Genomic DNA, 17,612 nt, shown 5'->3' on the forward strand with positions numbered 1-17,612 from the left:
CCAAGCTGACAGGAGTCACGAGCACGACCTCCACAGTGCCGGCGGATCTCGATACATCGTTACGCCGAGTGGCCGCCAAGCACCGTAGGTACGTCACATCCCGCGGGGAGAGACGCTAGGAGCAGCAGCAGGGAGCTCCGATGCGACCGCACCGCAAGGCGGCGCCGAACCTTCAGGAGAGCGACGACATCAACGCGCGCGATAGCGGCCGGCCGGCCATCCTCTCCCTCTTCGGCCGGCAGCTCACCCAGCACCTCAGCCAACACCGACCCCGCGGGTGGACAGAGCCTGCCGACGGTCGGGCGCCAGACGGGCCCGCAGGCACTGAGGAACTATCGGAGTGCGCATCTCGCGCAACAGCTGCCCAACGAGAGGTCCGCCACGTGATGCACCACCGCGAGTCAGCTGAACGTGTGGGACGGGGCGACGCATCCGACGCATACTCCCTGCAACCAAAGACCGACTCGGACCTACCCGGACTGCGAACGAAGGCCACAGATCCCTGACAAGCCAGACCGGATCACCAATCTGGGAGCTCCACCGTTGCCACCCCCACTCGTCCGTCATCTCCGAACGGGCAGCTAGCTGGCCGGCCACCGCACACAACAGCATCGACGTCTGGGTGCGCCGACCACCGGTGCGCGGAGCATCGCCGCCCGTCGATCACGGTGCCGGCGCCGCGTCACGACACCGGGGCTACAGGCCCAGTGAAGAACATATATGAGATACCAGAAGCATTACCGCTGGCAAACGTCAGAAAACACTCGAATCCGGCCCGCCCAGCGCCCCAAATTCGTGTCCGAATGGACCGGAGAATCGTTCCTGACGAACTCAGGGCCTCTGAACCGGCCGCATTCTCCGGGCCGGTTCGTCAGGAGCCATTCTCCCGAGAGCTCGCAAGCCGCGGAAGATCGTCTGCGGCGCCCCTCACGGAGGCCGCAAGAGCTCTCGCCCGACTTCAGCCGCGGACGGTTCCCACGATGACTCGGGTCGGCTCCGCGAGAACACCCTCACCAAGCGTTCGAACCTCGACGCCGGAGACCCGGTACTTGCGAAGCTCCTTGGTCGACGCCTCGACCTCCGCCTGCGCGCCGGCGCCCTTCATGAGGACCAGCTCTCCGCCGTCCCGAAGCAGGGGAGCGGTGAGGGGGAGCAACTTGCGGAGCGCACTGACCGCGCGCGCAGTCACCTGGTCGAGCGGCTCGTCGAGGCGAACCTCCTCAGCGCGCGCTCGCACGACGGTGACGTTCTCGAGCCCGAGGACGCCGACCTGATCGTTGAGCCAGGCGACTCGACGTTCCATCGGTTCGATGAGCACGAACTCGACGTCCGGCCGGGCGATCGCGAGGACCAGTCCAGGCAGTCCCGCGCCAGTGCCGACGTCTCCTACTCGTCCGGGACGGAGAAGCGGAGCCACGATCACGCTGTTGAGGATGTGGCGGGTCCAGAGACGCGGGAGCTCCAGGGGCCCGATCAGACCGAGAGGTTCGCCGAACTCCGCCAGGTTCGCGGCGAAGGCGCGACCCACATCGATGCGGTCGCCGAACAACTCGGCTGCTTCCGCCGGTTCCGGTTCGAGTTCTGCAGGCACGTCAGTCATCGCAGTTTCACGTGAAACGATCAGGCCGCGTCAGCCGCGGGTGATGACGGTGTGACGATCGCGGCCTTCGCCGTGCGACTCGGACACGAAGCCGCGAGCCGAGACGATGTCGTGGACGAGCTTGCGCTCGTAGCTCGACATCGGGGGGAGTGCCGCCTCGGTGGAACCGGCCTCGATCCGCTCGACCGCTCGCTCCACGAGGGCGCCGAGCTCCTGCTGACGCGCTTCGCGCGATCCGCCGATGTCGAGGATGAGTCGGGAGAAGCCACCGGTCCGGTTCTGAACAGCCAGACGGGTCAGCTCCTGCAGCGCGTTGACCGTGTCGGGACGCGACAGAAGACGCAGGTTGCTCTCTGTGGGGGAGTCGATCGACACGTACGCACGACCATTGCGGGCATCGATGTCGATGTCGCCATCGATGTCGCAGATGTCGAGGAACTCCTCGATGTAGTCCGCGGCGACGTCGCCCTCTTCTTCGAGCTGCGTGATGGTGGGTGCTTCGTCCTGGGCCGGGGCCAGTTCCTGGTCAGTCACCGATACTCCTACTTGTCTCGTCCGTCGGTCTGCTGCTTCTTCGCGCGCGCCTTGCCCATGGGCTGCTGGCGCTGCGTCGGGGTCTTCTTCTCGGGTACCGGCGCCTCGGAGATCGAGATGACGTCGCCGTTCGGCGTCATGAGCTTGCCCTTCCGCGCGAGACGCTCCTCACGAGCCTTCGCAGCGTCAGAACCAGGCGTCGGCATGTTCCGGATGACGAGGAACTGCTGCACCATCGTCCACGCGTTGGACGTCAGCCAGTAGAACATGACGCCGAGCGGGAAGGCGAAGCCGGAGAAGAGGAACACGAAGGGCAGGATGTAGAGGAGGATCCGCTGCTGCTTGAACTGCGGGCTGGCCTTCGTCTCGGCCGACATGTTCTTCGAAACGATCTGCAGCTGCGTGATGAACTGCGACGCGCACATGAGGATGACCATGACGGCGGCGATGATGACGACCGCCCAGTTGACCGGGTTGCCGGCGAGTGCCGCCTGCATGCTCGTGTGCAGCGGAGCGATCCCGAACAGGTTCGCGTCGCCGAACTGCACAGCGAGGGTCTCGTTCAGGGGACCGACGCCGGCCTTGCTCTTCTGGGCGTCGTTGAGCACGGAGAACAGGGCGAAGAAGATCGGCATCTGGACGAGCAGCGGGAGACAGCCGCTGACGGGGGAGGTGCCGTGCTTCTTGTACAGCTCCATCGTCTCGCGGGACATCGCCTCGCGGCTGGCCTGGTCGCGCTTGCCCTTGTACTTCTCCTGCACCTTCTTCATCTGCGGCGCGATCTCGAGCATCTTGCGTTGGCTCTTGATCTGCTTGATGAACAGCGGGATGAGCGCGGCACGGACGACGAGGACGAGCCCGACGATCGAGAGGACCCAGGTCAGACCGGCCGCGGGGTCGAGTCCGATGGCAGTCCACAGCAGGTGCCAGCCCACGAGGAGCAGCTCGACCGCCCACTTGAGCGGCCAGAGAATTGTGCCGATGATGTCCATAGGTGCGGGTCAGCCCTTTCCGTGGCTCGGTTGCACGACAAATCCGTGAGAAGTGACGCTGTACCGGAAGTTCTTCTTGGGTGGTACCTCGTCGAAACGAGGTGCTGCCCAGGGGTGGCATCTCGCGATGCGGGCCGCTGCCATCGCCGAACCGACGACGACACCGTGTTGCTGCACCGCTCCCAGAGCGTACGCGGAGCAGCTGGGGTAATACCGGCAGACGTCGCCGTACAGCGGTGAGATCGCGGCGCGATACCCACGAAGCGCCAGCACCGCAGCATTGCGGGGCGCGAGGCAGGTGGCAGCGAGGACGCCGTTCATCGGAGCGCGTCCGAAGCTTCGTCGATGACGCCGCGTTTGACCAAGGCACGATCGACCTCGGCATGGAGCGAGGCGAACGGAGCCGTCGCTGCAGACGGCAACGCACGGATGACCACGTCAGCCCCGCCGGCAGCCTGAACGACGCTGTCGTGGCAGATGGCCTTCAAGCGACGTCTGACGAGATTGCGGGTCACTGCGTTTCCGACCGTTTTCGCAACGATGAACCCGAAGCGCGGCTGTCCGCCCTTCGGGTTCATGCGTACGTACGTGACCGTGTGCTCGCCGACGAACCGGGACCCGCGACGAACTACCCCTCGGTAGTCGTCGCCGGACGTGATCCGGCTCGCACGCTCGAGCACGACGGCTCTACGCGGAGAGTTCGGTGCGGCCCTTGGCGCGACGAGCCGACAGGATGCCGCGGCCGGCACGCGTGCGCATGCGCAGACGGAAGCCGTGCTTCTTGGCGCGACGACGGTTGTTCGGCTGGAAGGTTCTCTTGCTCATAATTACGATCTCCGGATCATGACCCACCACTGCACAGGTGGCAGCAGGGTACGGAAGGGTGCCCGTGGGCAGAAGTCAACTGATTAAACCTACGGTCTACTCGCGCGAAGGTCAAACCAGCGGCGCCCAAACGAATGATTATCCACAGGATTCTCAGAAATTGTAGCAGTGACACGCAGGGCGGCCGTACAGTGATTTGGGACTGGGGCGACGTGTTGTTAGCGTAAGCCCTCGGGTTATGCACAGCGTGTGGATAGCACCGCGCTCAGCCCCGAATACTCAGGGGAGAGCCTGTGGATGAACCTGTGAGTATGTGTGGGGAGAACTATGTCGGACGCCGACGATGCGATCGCTGAGACCTGGCAATCGGTGCTCGAGATCCTCTCCGTCGACGACCGCATCACCCCGCCGCTCCGCGGGTTCCTCAACCTCATCGTCCCCAAGGGCATCATGGGCGGCACCTTCTACCTGGAGGTGCCCAACGAGTTCACGATGGGCATGCTCAACCAGCGCATGCGGGCACCGATCCTCGCCGCACTCGCGTCCATCGTCGACGGCGGTCCCGTCGGCAACTACGCGATCGTCGTCAACCCCGACATCGTCGAGGAACGGTACGAGCAGACCGGCTTCCAGCACATCGACCCGGCACCGCTCGAGTCGCCGCAGCCGCAGCTGACCCCGACGCCCACGCTGCCGGCGCGAGAGAACGACACCCGACTCAACCCGAAGTACAGCTTCGACAACTTCGTCATCGGCCAGTCCAACCGGTTCGCGCACGCGGCCGCGGTCGCGGTGGCCGAGGCGCCGGCCAAGGCCTACAACCCGCTGTTCGTCTACGGCGACTCCGGACTCGGCAAGACCCACCTCCTCCACGCCATCGGCCACTACGCGATGAACCTCTATGCGGGGATCCGCGTCCGGTACGTGTCCAGCGAGGAGTTCACGAACGACTTCATCAACTCGATCGCCAACAACCGCGGCTCGTTCTTCCAGTCGCGGTACCGCGACATCGACATCCTGCTGATCGACGACATCCAGTTCCTCCAGGGCAAGGCGGAGACGCAGGAGGCGTTCTTCCACACCTTCAACACCCTGCACGATCACAACAAGCAGGTGGTCATCACCAGCGACCTGCCGCCGAAGGCGCTCACCGGCTTCGAAGAGCGGATGCGTTCACGCTTCGAGTGGGGACTCATCACCGACGTCCAGGCTCCCGACCTCGAGACGCGCATCGCGATCCTGCGCAAGAAAGCGCAGAACGAGAAGCTGCACATCCCGGACGAGGTCCTCGAGTTCATCGCCACCAAGGTGTCGAGCAACATCCGTGAGCTGGAGGGCACGCTCATCCGCGTCGTCGCGTTCGCCAGCCTGAACCGGACGGCGGTCGACATGACGCTGGCCCAGACGGTGCTGAAGGACGTCATCAGCCTCGACGACGACAACGTGATCTCGCCGATCGACATCATCAACACGACGGCCGACTACTTCAAGCTCTCGGTCGACGACCTGTACGGCTCGAGCCGGTCGCAGGCCGTGGCGACGGCGCGTCAGATCGCGATGTACCTCTGTCGCGAACTCACCAACCTCTCACTCCCGAAGATCGGTCAGCTGTTCGGCAACCGGGACCACACGACGGTCATGTACGCCAACCGGAAGATCACCGACCTCATGCAGGAGAAGCGCTCGATCTACAACCAGGTGACCGAGCTCACGAGCCGCATCAAGCAGAACCTCCGCTACGGCGCCTGACCCGTGTCCGGTCACTGAGCCTCACTCGGTCCCTGAGCTTGTCGAAGGGCCCTCAACAGGCTCGGGGACCAGGGAACCGCTACGGCGCCTGACGCGTCCTGGTGAACGTTTCCGGCCCCTCGACGCACTCGGTGCGCTCGAGGGGCCGATTTCGTTCATCAGGCGACGACGAGCGCTCATTCGACGACACGATCCGCGTCCGATCTGTCCACATTCCGACCTCGCAGCCCTGTGGATAACCTGTGGAGAGATGTGGAAGCTCCGGGCACGCTTGTGAGTGAACACCGTTCACCGACCTCCGCGTCCCACACCCTGGCGTCGTTCTCTCCACAGGCCACCACCAAGTTACACACATGTAGTTCCCTGTGTTCGAGCGGGTTCGGGAGACTTATCCACAGTTTCCACACCGGTTAAGACTGTTAACCGTTAATTCAATGATCTCTCCGGCAAACAACCTTTCCCCAGGCTCGCTTCTCCACAGCACCTCGTCCCACTCGACCCCGGAAGCGGACCCACTAGCATTGGTGACGTCATCGAGAGCCAGAGACAGGGGACTTGTCGTGCGATTCAGCGTCAACCGGGATGTATTCAGCGAAGCCGTCTCGTTCGCAGTGAAGCTGCTCCCGCAGCGCCCGACGCTGCCGATCCTCAACGGCATCCTCATCGAAGCCGGTGACGACGGTCTCATCCTGTCCTCGTTCGACTACGAGGTCTCCAGCCAGACCGGCATCGCGGCCGAAGTCGAGGAGGCCGGTACGGCACTCGTCAACGGTCGGCTGCTCTCGGAGATCGCCAGTCGACTCCCGAACGCGCCCGTGCGGTTCAGCAAGGTCGAGAACCGCATCGAGGTCACCTGTGGTTCGGCCCGGTTCACCCTCGGATCGATGCCCGTCGAGGAGTACCCGACGATCCCGCAGGTCGACGCCGACTTCGGTCTCGTGCCTGCCGACGAGTTCGCCACCGCAGTGAGCCAGGTCGCCGTCGCCGCGAGCCGCGACGACGTGACCCCGGTCATCACCGGTGTGCAGCTCGAGGTCTCCAAGACGAGCCTCAGCCTCGTCGCGACTGACCGCTACCGGGTGGCGGTCCGCGAGATCGACTGGGACTCCGGCCAGGGCGACGGTTCAAGCGAGACGATCACGGCTCTCGTGCCGGCTCGCACCCTGCAGGAGGTCGGCAAGACCTTCGGCCACAGCGGCAACATCAACGTCGCGATCACGAATCGCGACGACCGCGAGCTCATCGCGTTCCGGGCTGACCGCAAGACGGTCACCTCGCTGCTGATCAAGGGCAACTTCCCGCCGGTCAAGCGGCTCTTCCCCGAGACGACCGACAACTACGCGATCATCAACACCGCGGAACTCATCGAGGCGACCAGGCGTATGTCGCTCGTCCTCGAGCGCGAAGCGGCCCTCCGCTTCACCTTCACCATCGACGGCCTCACGCTCGAGGCCGTCGGATCCGAGCAGGCGCAGGCATCCGAGGGCATCGACGCCCTCCTCACCGGCGACGACATCGTGCTCTCCCTCAAGCCGCAGTTCCTGATCGACGGTCTGACCGCGGTCCGGAGCGAGTACGTGCGGTTCTCGTTCACGAAGACGGAGAACACGAACAAGCCGGGACCCATGCTCATCACGAGCCAATCCTCCAAGGATCAGCCGGGTGCCGACAGCTACAAGTACCTGCTGCAGCCGAACCTGCTGCTGCGCTGACACGCAAAGGATCCACCATGCACATCGGTCTCGTCGGTCTCGGCAAGATGGGCAACAACATGCGCACGCGTCTGCGTGCGAACGGCATCGAGGTCACCGGTTTCGACCGGAACCCCGATGTCACCGACGTCGCGACGATCAGCGACCTCGTCGCTGCGCTCCCGGCACCTCGCACGGTCTGGGTCATGGTCCCCGCCGGGGCCATCACCGACTCCGTCGTCGAGGAGCTGAACGGCCTGCTCGAGGCCGGCGACCTGATCATCGACGGCGGTAACAGCCGCTTCACGGACGACTTCAAGCACGCTGAACTCCTGTCGGCGAAGGGCATCGACTACATCGATGCCGGCGTCTCCGGCGGTGTCTGGGGTGTCGACAACGGCTACGGCCTCATGGTCGGCGGTTCCAAGGAGCAGGTGGAGCGGGTCATGCCCGTCTTCGACGCCCTGCGTCCTGAAGGCCCGCGCGATGAGGGCTTCGTTCACGTCGGAGAGGTCGGCGCCGGCCACTACGCGAAGATGGTGCACAACGGCATCGAGTACGCGCTCATGCAGGCGTATGCCGAGGGCTTCGAGCTCCTCGACAAGCGCGAGGACATCATCAAGGACGTGCCCGGCACCTTCAAGGCCTGGCAGCGCGGCACTGTCGTGCGGTCTTGGCTGCTCGAGCTGCTCGTCCGTGCCCTCGAGGAGGACCCGGACTTCGAGCAGATCGAGGGCTACGTCGAGGACTCGGGCGAGGGTCGCTGGACGATCGAGGAGGCCATCGCGAACGCGGTGCCCGTCCCGACCATCTCGGCATCGATCTTCGCCCGCTTCGTGTCGCGCCAGGAGGACTCGCCGGCCATGAAGGCGGTCGCCGCACTCCGCAACCAGTTCGGCGGACACGCGGTCAAGAAGGCCGACGACTGACGACACGACGTCTCCTGACGAACGAAATCGACCCTCCCGGAGCCTTCCGCTCCGCTGGAGGGTCGATTTCGTTCACCCTGCGTCGTCGTGCCGGCCGCGTTCGGACGTCCGAAGGCGCCCCGACCCGTTCGGCGTCAGGGCGAGGCGGTAGGGTGACGTGGTGATCGTGCGGCACTTGAATCTCACCGACTACCGCAACTACGCGGTGGTCGACGTGGCGCTCGAACCCGGACCCAATCTGTTCGTCGGCCGAAACGGCCAGGGCAAGACCAACCTCGTCGAGGCGATCGGATACCTCAGCAGCCTCGGTTCCCATCGGGTCTCCTCCGAACAGGCGCTCATCCGACACGGTGCCGACGCAGCGATCATCAGGGCCCGCATCGTGCACGACGGTCGTGAGCTGCTCGCCGAGGTGCAGCTCAACCGGGGTTCGGCCAACCGCGCGCAGGTGAACCGGTCCCAGATCAAGCCGCGCGAACTGCCGAGGTACGTGTCCACCGTGCTGTTCGCCCCGGAAGACCTCTTGATCGTCCGCGGCGACCCGTCGGCGCGCCGGCGGTTCATCGACCAGCTCCTCGTGCAGCGGATCCCCCGCCTGGCCGGGGTGATGGCCGACTACGACCGCTCCCTGAAACAGCGGAACTCCCTCCTCAAATCGGCGAGGGCGCGTGGGCTGAAGTCCGGGCCCCTGGCCACGCTCGACCTCTGGGACGATCGACTCGTGCAGTACGGCACGGAGATCATCGCCGAACGTCTGCAACTCCTGGCCATGCTCGGTGGGCCACTGCGTGCCGCGTACGAAGCCGTGGCCGGAGACGATCACCGACCGGTCCTCCTGCCCGTGCTCAGCATCGCCGGGACCGATGCCGAGGACGAGTCGGCAGCCGCCGATCCGACGGAGGGCGTGGAGCCAGGCGCGCCCGTCGATCTGGCGCGCATCGCGGAACGGTTCCGTGCGGCGCTCGCGCAGCGTCGGTCGGCCGAACTCGAGCGGGGCCTGACGCTCGTCGGACCGCACCGCGACGACGTGTTCTTCGGTCTCAACGGGTTGCCGGTCAAGGGCTACGCGAGCCACGGTGAATCGTGGTCGTTCGCACTCGCCGCCAAACTCGCCTCAGCCGAGCTCCTCCGCGCCGACTCGTCCCTCGGTGATCCGGTGCTCATCCTCGACGACGTCTTCGCCGAGCTCGATTCGCGTCGCCGGGAACGCCTCGCGGCCGCGGTCGCGGAGTACGACCAGGTCATCATCACCGCGGCGGTGTTCGACGACGTCCCCGAACGGTTCACCGCGCACGTCGTGCGCATCGAGGCCGGACGGATCGTGGACGGTCCGGACGAGGCGGGCGGTCCCGCGCAGCACGAGCCACTCCCCGCGGAGTCGACGCATGACTGAGCCGCGGCGACTCGGACGGGATGCCGACCCGGCGGGGGAACTCTCCGCCACGGTGTACCTCCGGTTCAAGGAGATCTTCGGCGGCGAGCGGATCTCCCGTGACCGCAAGCGCCGCGAACGCTCGGCCGAGGGGCCGCAGGACTCGGTGCCGTACGGTGTCGGTCGCGACCCCAAGGGCCTCGGGACGGTCATCGATTCATTGACCGCCGGACTCGGGTGGAACTCGCCGCTCGCCCAGCACGAGGTGCTCGGCAACTGGGCGGAGTTGTGCGGCGAGGACACCGCCAGGTACTCCGAACCGGTGTCGATCTCGGACGGCGTCCTGCTCGTCCAATGCCAGTCGACGGCGTGGGCGACACAGCTGCGACACATGCGTCACGAGATCCTCGTCCGCATCGCCGAACGCTATCCCGACGCCGGTGTCGACACGATCCGTTTCCAGGGCCCCGGAGCACCCTCCTGGAAAAGAGGCCCCAGGTCGATCCCAGGGCGTGGTCCACGCGATACTTACGGCTAGGGAGGCAAATACGGCCTCCCGGCATGGAAAAGTGCCTCAAACGGGCGTTTTCTCGCGGCTTCACGGGGTCTGTTTGGTAGGATGGAACGGTCGAATCTCGACGGTTTGGAGCCCTCTTTTCCTATGACATCAGAACCCAACACGCACGCCCAAGACTCTGATTACGGCGCAAGTGCCATCCAGGTTCTCGAAGGTCTCGAAGCCGTCCGGAAGCGGCCCGGTATGTACATCGGGTCCACCGGTCCACGTGGTCTGCACCACCTGGTCTACGAGATCGTCGACAACTCCGTGGACGAGGCCCTTGCCGGCTACTGCGACACGATCCTCGTGACCATCCTGGAGGACGGCGGCGTCCGCGTCATCGACAACGGTCGAGGCATCCCGGTCGACATCCACCCGGTGGAGAAGAAGTCGACCGTCGAGGTCGTCCTGACCATCCTGCACGCAGGCGGCAAGTTCGGTGGCGGCGGGTACGCGGTCTCCGGTGGGCTCCACGGCGTCGGTTCGTCCGTCGTCAACGCACTGTCCACGCGCCTCTCCGTCGAGGTCCGTCGTCAGGGTTCGGTGTGGCGCCAGAGCTTCCAGCACGGTGTCCCCGACGCCCCGCTCCACGAGGACGAGCCGTCCTCCGAGACGGGCACCACGATCACCTTCTGGCCGAGTGCCGAGACGTTCGAGACGACGGAGTTCGACTACGAGACGCTCCGCACCCGCTTCCAGCAGATGGCGTTCCTCAACAAGGGCCTCCGTATCGAGCTCGCCGACGAGCGGCCGTTGCGCGACGCCATCGAGGCCGAGGACGTCGACGACAACTCGGCGGCCCACTCGCAGCGCAAGGACGTCTTCTTCTACGAGCGCGGTCTCGAGGACTACGTCGAGTACCTGAACAAGGCCAAGCGTGCCGAGCTCGTCCACGACGAGATCATCTCCTTCGAGTCGGAGAACACCGAGCGCAAGATCGCGCTCGAGGTCGCGATGCAGTGGACGACCGCGTACAACGAGAGCGTCCACACCTACGCGAACACGATCAACACGCACGAGGGCGGCACCCACGAAGAAGGCTTCCGGGCTGCGCTCACCACGCTCGTGAACCGTTACGCGCGCGAGAAGGGCATCCTCAAGGAGAAGGACGACAACCTCTCCGGCGACGACGTCCGCGAGGGCCTCACCGCCGTCATCTCCGTCAAACTCTCCGAGCCGCAGTTCGAAGGCCAGACGAAGACCAAGCTCGGCAACACCGAGGCGAAGGCGTTCGTGCAGAAGGTCGTCAGCGAGCAGCTCAACGACTGGTTCGACCGCAACCCCAACCAGGCCAAGGAGATCATCCGGAAGGCGCTGCAGGCCGCGACCGCTCGACTCGCCGCCCGCAAGGCCCGCGAGACGGCCCGCCGCAAGGGCCTCCTCGAGGGTGGCGGCATGCCCGGCAAGCTCAAGGACTGCCAGTCGAAGGACCCGTCGCTCTCCGAGATCTTCATCGTCGAGGGTGACTCCGCAGGCGGTTCCGCCGTGCAGGGTCGCAACCCGGAGACCCAGGCGATCCTCCCGCTCCGTGGCAAGATCCTCAACGTCGAGAAGGCACGCCTCGACCGCGCCCTCGCGAACAACGAGGTCCAGGCCATGATCACGGCCTTCGGTGCCGGCATCGGTGAGGACTTCAACCCCGACAAGGTGCGGTACCACAAGATCGTGCTCATGGCCGATGCCGACGTCGATGGCCAGCACATCACGACGCTGCTGTTGACGCTCCTGTTCCGCTACATGCGCCCGCTCGTCGACCTCGGATACGTGTACCTCGCGCAGCCGCCGCTCTACCGCCTGAAGTGGTCGAACGCCGACCACCAGTACGTGTACAGCGACCGCGAACGCGACGCGCTCCTCACCGACGGTGTCGCGTCGGGCAAGCGCATCCCGAAGGAGAACGGGATCCAGCGCTACAAGGGTCTCGGCGAGATGAACTACAAGGAGCTGTGGGAGACCACCATGGACCCGCAGACGCGGACGCTCCTCCAGGTCACCCTCGACGACGCCGCTGCTGCCGATGAGATCTTCTCCACGCTCATGGGCGAGGACGTGGAGTCCCGCCGGACCTTCATCCAGAAGAACGCGAAAGACGTCCGCTTCCTCGACATCTGAGTGGCACGAACCACCCTCATCCACCGGTCACTGAGCTTGTCGAAGTGATCCACCTCGCATCGAACAGGTCCTTCGACAAGCTCAGGGACCAGGAGAAGTAAGAGAACATGGCAGACGAAACCAACGACGAGATCACGGTCCCGGACGAGGACCACGGCGTGCACGGACGGATCGACCAGGTCGATCTGCAGCTCGAGATGCAGCGCAGCTACCTCGACTACGCGATGAGCGTCATCGTCGGTCGTGCCCTCCCGGACGTCCGCGACGGGCTGAAGCCCGTCCACCGTCGCGTGATCTACGCGATGTACGACGGCGGCTACCGCCCCGACCGCTCGTTCTCCAAGTGCGCGCGCGTCGTCGGCGACGTCATGGGTCAGTTCCACCCGCACGGCGACACGGCCATCTACGACGCGCTCGTGCGCCTCGTCCAGCCGTGGAGCCTGCGGTACCCGTTGGCGCTCGGCCAGGGCAACTTCGGCTCACCGGGTAACGACGGCGCGGCCGCCCCTCGGTACACCGAGACGAAGATGGCCCCGCTCGCCATGGAGATGGTGCGCGACATCGACGAGGAGACCGTCGACTTCCAGCCCAACTACGATGGCGAGTCCCAGGAACCGGTCGTCCTGCCGGCGCGCTTCCCGAACCTCCTCGTCAACGGGTCGGTCGGCATCGCGGTCGGCATGGCCACGAACATCCCGCCGCACAACCTCCGCGAGGTCGCCGACGGTGCCCTCTGGCATCTGGCAAACCCGGAGGCCAGCCGGGACGAGCTCCTCGAGGCGCTCATGCAGCGCATCAAGGGGCCGGACTTCCCGACCGGCGCGCAGATCCTCGGTATCAAGGGCATCCAGGACGCCTACCGCACGGGTCGCGGTTCCATCACGATGCGTGCCGTCGTGAACGTCGAGGAGATCCAGGGCCGGACCTGCCTCGTCGTCACCGAGCTCCCCTACCAGGTGAACCCCGACAACCTCGCGCTGAAGATCGCCGACCTCGTCAAGGAGGGTCGTCTCGGCGGCGTCGCCGACATCCGCGACGAGACCTCCGGTCGTACCGGCCAACGGCTCGTCATCGTGCTGAAGCGCGATGCGGTCGCGAAGGTCGTCCTCAACAACCTCTACAAGCACACGCAGTTGCAGGACAACTTCGGCGCGAACATGCTCGCGATCGTCGACGGCATCCCGCGCACGCTGCCGCTCGACGGGTTCATCACCAACTGGGTGACGCACCAGGTCGAGGTCATCGTCCGCCGCACCGTGTTCCGACTCCGCAAGAAGGAGGAGCGCGCACACATCCTCCGCGGCTACCTGAAGGCGCTCGACGCCCTCGACGAGGTCATCGCGCTCATCCGTCGCTCGCCGTCCGCCGACGAGGCGCGCACAGGCCTCATGGACCTCCTCGAGATCGACGAGCTCCAGGCCAGCGCGATCCTCGACATGCAGCTGCGTCGTCTCGCCGCCCTCGAGCGTCAGAAGATCATCGACGAGGCCGCCGAGATCGAAGCGCAGATCGCCGACCTCAAGGACATCCTCGCGAAGCCGGTCCGTCAGCGCGAGATCGTCAGTGAAGAACTGACCGCGATCGTCGACAAGTACGGCGACGACCGCCGCACCGAGATCATGTTCGGCTTCGACGGCGACATGAACATGGAAGACCTGATCCCCGAAGAGGAGATGGTCATCACCGTCACCCGCGGCGGGTACATCAAGCGAACGCGCAGCGACAACTACCGCCAGCAGCACCGCGGTGGCAAGGGCGTCAAGGGTGCCCAATTGCGCGCGGACGACGTGGTCGACCACTTCTTCGTGACGACGACGCACCACTGGCTCCTCTTCTTCACGACGAAGGGTCGCGTGTACCGCGCGAAGGCGTACGAGCTGCAGGAGGCCGGCCGCGACGCCAAGGGCCAGCACGTCGCCAACCTGCTCGCCATGCAGCCCGACGAGGAGATCGCCGAGATCCTCGACATCCGCGACTACGAGGCCGCGACGTACCTGGTGCTCGCGACGCACGACGGTCTCGTCAAGAAGACGGCGCTCTCGGAGTACGACACGAACCGCTCGGGCGGCATCATCGCGATCAACCTGCGCGAGGGCGACGAGCTCACCTCCGCGCTGCTCGTGGAGAACGACAGCGACGTCCTGTTGGTGTCCCGCAAGGGCATGTCGATCCGCTTCACGGCGAGCGACGAGACCCTGCGGCCGATGGGACGCGCGACGAGCGGCGTCATCGGCATGCACTTCCGCGACGACGACAAGCTGCTCTCGGCGTCGGTGCTGCCGTCCGTCGAGGGTGAGGAACGCGAGGCGTTCGTCTTCGTCGTGACCGAGGGCGGCTATGCGAAGCGCACCAACATCGACCAGTACCGCGGCCAGAACCGCGGCGGTCTGGGCATCAAGGTGGCCAAGCTGAACGACGATCGAGGCACCCTTGCGGGCGCGCTGATCGTCGACGAGAGCGACGAGGTCCTTGTGGTTCTTGCCAGTGGCAAGGTGGTAAGGTCTGCCGTGGCCGAAGTTCCAGCGAAGGGGCGCGACACGATGGGCGTCGTCTTCGCACGTTTCGCGGAGAGCGACCGAATCATCGCGCTGGCCAAGAACAGTGACCGAAACCTTGAGACCCAGGATGTTCCGGAGACGGTTGCAGACGCAGCCGCCACGGAGGGTGCAGAACCCGAGGCATCCGTGCCGGACGAGACTCCGGCGATGAAGGAAGAAGTAGATGAGCAGTAGCGTCGCAGAGAAGTTGGCCAAGAAGTCGACCAAACGCACCAGCACCAAGCAGGTGCGCCTGAAGCTGGTGTACATCGACTTCTGGTCGGCGGTGAAGCTGTCGTTCCTGGCGGCGATCGCGGTCGCCGTGGTCATCGTGGTCTTCTTCTTCCTCGTCTACACGGTGCTCAACACCACCGGTGTCTTCACGAAGGTCGGTGGACTGTTCACCGACATCGCCGGCCCGGGGAACAACATCCTGCAGTACGTCAACCTCCCGCAGGTCATGGCCTTCGCGGGCATCGTGGCGCTGCTCAACCTGATCGTCATCACGCTGCTGGGAGCCCTGCTCGCGGGTCTCTACAACCTCAGCGTGAAGATCACGGGTGGCCTCCTCGTCGGGTTCACCAACAACTGACGCTCCGTCTGGTCGGCGCCGCCCCGTGCGGCGCCGCTCGATTATGAGTTGCGGCGGGAATCGGGTAGTCTCAACAAGGTTCAAAACGGGGCTATAGCTCAGGCGGTTAGAGCGCTTCGCTGATAACGAAGAGGTCCCAGGTTCAAGTCCTGGTAGCCCCACCCTGCACGACCAGCAACACACCGATTGGATCGGATCTCCGGATCTGCTCCATCCGGGGCCTTAGCTCAGTTGGTAGAGCGCCTGCTTTGCAAGCAGGATGTCGGGAGTTCGATTCTCCCAGGCTCCACAGTCCAGAAACGCCCTCGGCAGACGCCGGGGGCGTTCTCCGTTGTCGCGGGGCCCGGCGGTTAGGCTGGCGGCATGGATATCCGCGTCGCTGCTTATGCCGTCATCGTCGACGAACGGGGCATGCTCCTCTCCCACTGGAACGAGAGCGGACACAGCGGATGGACACTCCCCGGCGGCGGCATCGACCCCGGTGAGGACCCGGCCGACGCGGCCGTCCGCGAGGTGTTCGAGGAGACCGGCTACCACGCGGAGCTCGACGACCTGATCGGTGTCGACTCGCAGGTCGTGCCGGCGGAGCGTCGCCTCAGCACGGCCGCCACCGGGCCGCTCCACACGCTGCGCATCGTCTACCGGGCGCACCTCACCGGCGGCACGCTGACCTACGAGTCCGACGGCAGCACCGACTACGCCGCGTGGTACCCGCTCGAGGAGGTCGGCTCACTCGACCGCGTCAGCCTCGTCGACGTCGGACGACGCTTCGCCGGGCTCATCTGAGCACAGCCGTCACAACACGAAGCCCCTCCCCGGTCGGAACCGGCGAGGGGCTGCGTCGTGCGAAGCGAGATCAGGAAGCGGCAGGCTCCTCGTCGGAGACCCACAGCTCGTCGTCTGCACGGAACGTCTGCCAGACGGCGTAGGCGACACCGGCAGCGGCGAGGACGCCGAGGCCGATCGCGATGACGGTACCGGCGCTCGCGCCCTTCTTGGCGGGCAGCACCTGCTCGGGCACGTGGAGACGGCGGAGGGCTGCCTGCACGCGGGTGTCCTTGGCGATGTCGCCGATGCTCAGCACCGTTCCGACGACGCCACCGACAGCGGGGACGACACCATCCGTGATGCCCTTGCGCACGCCGTCGACGGCGTTGCGGGAGACCTTGATCCCCCGGTCGACCGTCGGGACGACGCGGTGCTCGTAGGTGTCGCGCACGACGGGGACCACCTGCTCCTTCGAGAAGTTCCCGAGCTGACGGCTCACCTCACGTGCGACTTCGTTGGCGTGGTTCAGGACATCCTGCTGGGAGTCCCAGAGGTCGGCAGCGGAACCCTTGAGCTTCTTGAGCTCTTTCCGGCGCTTGCGTGACAGGCTCATGTGGTCATCTCCAATGATCGCGGCAACAACGTAACCTCCATCTTGCCACTTAGACCCCTGGATACCATCCGAGAGTCCCGAACCCTTGTGCAAGAATTGGGAGTATGTCAAAGCACACCGCAGTCGCCACGTTGCACACCAACCACGGTGAGATCAAGGTCAACCTCTTCGGGGACCACGCTCCCAAGACGGTCAAGAACTTCACCGACCTGGCGACCGGCGGGCGCGAGTGGACGGACTCGAAGACGGGCCAGACCCGGAACGACGCGCTGTACAGCGACCTCATCTTCCACCGCATCATCCCCGCGTTCATGATCCAGGGCGGCGACCCGCTCGGAACCGGCACCGGCGGCCCGGGCTACAACTTCGACGACGAGATCCACCCGGAGCTCAACTTCGACGAGCCCTACATCCTCGCCATGGCGAACGCCGGCAAGCGCCGCAACGCCATCACGGGCGCCGTCGAGGGCACGAACGGTTCGCAGTTCTTCATCACCACCGTTCCCACGCAGTGGCTCCAGGGCAAGCACACCATCTTCGGTGAGGTCGCCGACGCCGAGTCCCGCGCGGTCGTCGACGCCATCCAGGCCGTCCCGACCGGTGCCGGCGACAAGCCGATCGAGCCCGTCGTCCTCGAGAGCGTCACCATCTCCGAGGCCTAGACCCCGCTCGGAGGACAGACCGTGACCCTGCCCCGGGATCCGTCGGCCAACTTCTGCTATCGCCACCCCGACCGACA

Annotated in this window: 17 protein-coding genes and 2 tRNA genes; 12 read left to right on the forward strand and 7 right to left on the reverse strand. The window is 65.4% G+C overall.

The genetic code is table 11. From position 1 onward, the window contains the following. Positions 1–958: 958 nt before the first annotated feature. From rsmG to rpmH, 6 genes are read right to left on the reverse strand one after another with little or no spacing between them, the layout of a single operon-like run. Positions 959–1,600, reverse strand: a complete 642-nt coding sequence (gene rsmG / locus CCK91_RS00970) for a 16S rRNA (guanine(527)-N(7))-methyltransferase RsmG (protein ID WP_086472474.1) — start codon at positions 1,598–1,600, stop codon at positions 959–961. Between the two features lie 30 nt (positions 1,601–1,630). Then, a complete protein-coding gene (locus CCK91_RS00975; RefSeq protein ID WP_064294041.1) occupies positions 1,631–2,134 on the reverse strand; it encodes a Jag family protein in 504 nt (167 codons plus the stop codon). A gap of 8 nt (positions 2,135–2,142) precedes the next feature. Further along, positions 2,143–3,126 (reverse strand): membrane protein insertase YidC, encoded by a 984-nt coding sequence (yidC, locus tag CCK91_RS00980; RefSeq protein WP_064294040.1) that lies wholly within the window; start codon positions 3,124–3,126, stop codon positions 2,143–2,145. Positions 3,127–3,135: 9 nt separating this feature from the next. Then, on the reverse strand, positions 3,136–3,447 hold the full coding sequence (gene yidD / locus CCK91_RS00985; protein WP_079003764.1) for a membrane protein insertion efficiency factor YidD: 312 nt from the start codon (positions 3,445–3,447) through the stop codon (positions 3,136–3,138). Continuing rightward, positions 3,444–3,875 carry a ribonuclease P protein component gene (gene rnpA / locus CCK91_RS00990; RefSeq protein ID WP_369821864.1) on the reverse strand — a complete coding sequence of 144 codons (432 nt, stop codon included), beginning with the start codon at positions 3,873–3,875 and terminating at the stop codon, positions 3,444–3,446. Before rnpA ends, yidD begins: the two co-directional genes overlap by 4 nt. Continuing rightward, a complete protein-coding gene (gene rpmH, locus CCK91_RS00995) occupies positions 3,814–3,951 on the reverse strand; it encodes a 50S ribosomal protein L34 (RefSeq protein WP_056010217.1) in 138 nt (45 codons plus the stop codon). Before rpmH ends, rnpA begins: the two co-directional genes overlap by 62 nt. A gap of 327 nt (positions 3,952–4,278) precedes the next feature. Here rpmH and dnaA point away from each other — a divergent pair, with 327 nt between their 5' ends. The 11 genes from dnaA to CCK91_RS01050 all read left to right on the forward strand — a co-directional run bounded on the left by dnaA (position 4,279) and on the right by CCK91_RS01050 (position 16,278). Beyond that, positions 4,279–5,700, forward strand: a complete 1,422-nt coding sequence (dnaA, locus tag CCK91_RS01000; RefSeq protein ID WP_064294038.1) for a chromosomal replication initiator protein DnaA — start codon at positions 4,279–4,281, stop codon at positions 5,698–5,700. Between the two features lie 560 nt (positions 5,701–6,260). After that, positions 6,261–7,412: a DNA polymerase III subunit beta gene (gene dnaN / locus CCK91_RS01005; protein ID WP_064294037.1), complete on the forward strand. Its 1,152-nt coding sequence runs from the start codon at positions 6,261–6,263 to the stop codon at positions 7,410–7,412. Between the two features lie 17 nt (positions 7,413–7,429). Continuing rightward, entirely contained in the window at positions 7,430–8,320 is an 891-nt protein-coding gene (gene gnd / locus CCK91_RS01010) for a phosphogluconate dehydrogenase (NAD(+)-dependent, decarboxylating) (protein WP_064294036.1), read from the forward strand. Positions 8,321–8,480: 160 nt separating this feature from the next. Then, the gene (gene recF, locus CCK91_RS01015; protein WP_086473109.1) at positions 8,481–9,713 is read left to right on the forward strand and encodes a DNA replication/repair protein RecF; all 1,233 of its coding nucleotides are present in this window, start codon (positions 8,481–8,483) and stop codon (positions 9,711–9,713) included. Beyond that, on the forward strand, positions 9,706–10,230 hold the full coding sequence (locus CCK91_RS01020; RefSeq protein ID WP_086472476.1) for a DUF721 domain-containing protein: 525 nt from the start codon (positions 9,706–9,708) through the stop codon (positions 10,228–10,230). The genes recF and CCK91_RS01020 overlap by 8 nt, the downstream gene beginning before the upstream one ends. A 123-nt stretch (positions 10,231–10,353) precedes the next feature. After that, positions 10,354–12,363: a DNA topoisomerase (ATP-hydrolyzing) subunit B gene (gene gyrB / locus CCK91_RS01025; protein ID WP_079704323.1), complete on the forward strand. Its 2,010-nt coding sequence runs from the start codon at positions 10,354–10,356 to the stop codon at positions 12,361–12,363. Positions 12,364–12,470: 107 nt separating this feature from the next. After that, a complete protein-coding gene (gyrA, locus tag CCK91_RS01030; RefSeq protein ID WP_086472477.1) occupies positions 12,471–15,095 on the forward strand; it encodes a DNA gyrase subunit A in 2,625 nt (874 codons plus the stop codon). Continuing rightward, positions 15,085–15,492, forward strand: a complete 408-nt coding sequence (locus tag CCK91_RS01035) for a DUF3566 domain-containing protein (RefSeq protein WP_086472478.1) — start codon at positions 15,085–15,087, stop codon at positions 15,490–15,492. Before gyrA ends, CCK91_RS01035 begins: the two co-directional genes overlap by 11 nt. An 87-nt stretch (positions 15,493–15,579) precedes the next feature. Next, positions 15,580–15,653 (forward strand) — tRNA-Ile (locus tag CCK91_RS01040). A 55-nt stretch (positions 15,654–15,708) separates the two neighbouring features. Further along, positions 15,709–15,781, forward strand: a tRNA-Ala gene (locus CCK91_RS01045). Positions 15,782–15,855: 74 nt separating this feature from the next. Further along, complete coding sequence (locus CCK91_RS01050; RefSeq protein WP_086472479.1) at positions 15,856–16,278, forward strand: NUDIX hydrolase; 423 nt, start codon at positions 15,856–15,858, stop codon at positions 16,276–16,278. Between the two features lie 70 nt (positions 16,279–16,348). Here CCK91_RS01050 and CCK91_RS01055 read toward each other — a convergent pair whose 3' ends face one another. Then, on the reverse strand, positions 16,349–16,873 hold the full coding sequence (locus tag CCK91_RS01055) for a hypothetical protein (protein ID WP_086472480.1): 525 nt from the start codon (positions 16,871–16,873) through the stop codon (positions 16,349–16,351). Positions 16,874–16,977: 104 nt separating this feature from the next. On the opposite strand from CCK91_RS01055, the gene CCK91_RS01060 reads away from it, so the two are divergent. Then, positions 16,978–17,535 carry a peptidylprolyl isomerase gene (locus CCK91_RS01060; protein WP_064294028.1) on the forward strand — a complete coding sequence of 186 codons (558 nt, stop codon included), beginning with the start codon at positions 16,978–16,980 and terminating at the stop codon, positions 17,533–17,535. Positions 17,536–17,612 lie beyond the last annotated feature (77 nt).

It is taken from the genome of Plantibacter elymi (nom. nud.), assembly GCF_900177795.1.
GTDB lineage: Bacteria > Actinomycetota > Actinomycetes > Actinomycetales > Microbacteriaceae > Plantibacter > Plantibacter elymi.

Bases quoted from the DNA above. Each gene is read 5' to 3' on its own strand.
- CCK91_RS01050 (WP_086472479.1), top strand. From the start codon at position 15,856: ATGGATATCCGCGTCGCTGCTTATGCCGTCATCGTCGACGAACGGGGC.
- dnaA (WP_064294038.1), top strand. From the start codon at position 4,279: ATGTCGGACGCCGACGATGCGATCGCTGAGACCTGGCAATCGGTGCTC.
- CCK91_RS01020 (WP_086472476.1), top strand. From the start codon at position 9,706: ATGACTGAGCCGCGGCGACTCGGACGGGATGCCGACCCGGCGGGGGAA.
- gyrA (WP_086472477.1), top strand. From the start codon at position 12,471: ATGGCAGACGAAACCAACGACGAGATCACGGTCCCGGACGAGGACCAC.
- yidC (WP_064294040.1), bottom strand. From the start codon at position 3,126: ATGGACATCATCGGCACAATTCTCTGGCCGCTCAAGTGGGCGGTCGAG.
- CCK91_RS01055 (WP_086472480.1), bottom strand. From the start codon at position 16,873: ATGAGCCTGTCACGCAAGCGCCGGAAAGAGCTCAAGAAGCTCAAGGGT.
- rsmG (WP_086472474.1), bottom strand. From the start codon at position 1,600: ATGACTGACGTGCCTGCAGAACTCGAACCGGAACCGGCGGAAGCAGCC.
- CCK91_RS01035 (WP_086472478.1), top strand. From the start codon at position 15,085: ATGAGCAGTAGCGTCGCAGAGAAGTTGGCCAAGAAGTCGACCAAACGC.
- gnd (WP_064294036.1), top strand. From the start codon at position 7,430: ATGCACATCGGTCTCGTCGGTCTCGGCAAGATGGGCAACAACATGCGC.
- rpmH (WP_056010217.1), bottom strand. From the start codon at position 3,951: ATGAGCAAGAGAACCTTCCAGCCGAACAACCGTCGTCGCGCCAAGAAG.
- gyrB (WP_079704323.1), top strand. From the start codon at position 10,354: ATGACATCAGAACCCAACACGCACGCCCAAGACTCTGATTACGGCGCA.
- yidD (WP_079003764.1), bottom strand. From the start codon at position 3,447: ATGAACGGCGTCCTCGCTGCCACCTGCCTCGCGCCCCGCAATGCTGCG.
- CCK91_RS01060 (WP_064294028.1), top strand. From the start codon at position 16,978: ATGTCAAAGCACACCGCAGTCGCCACGTTGCACACCAACCACGGTGAG.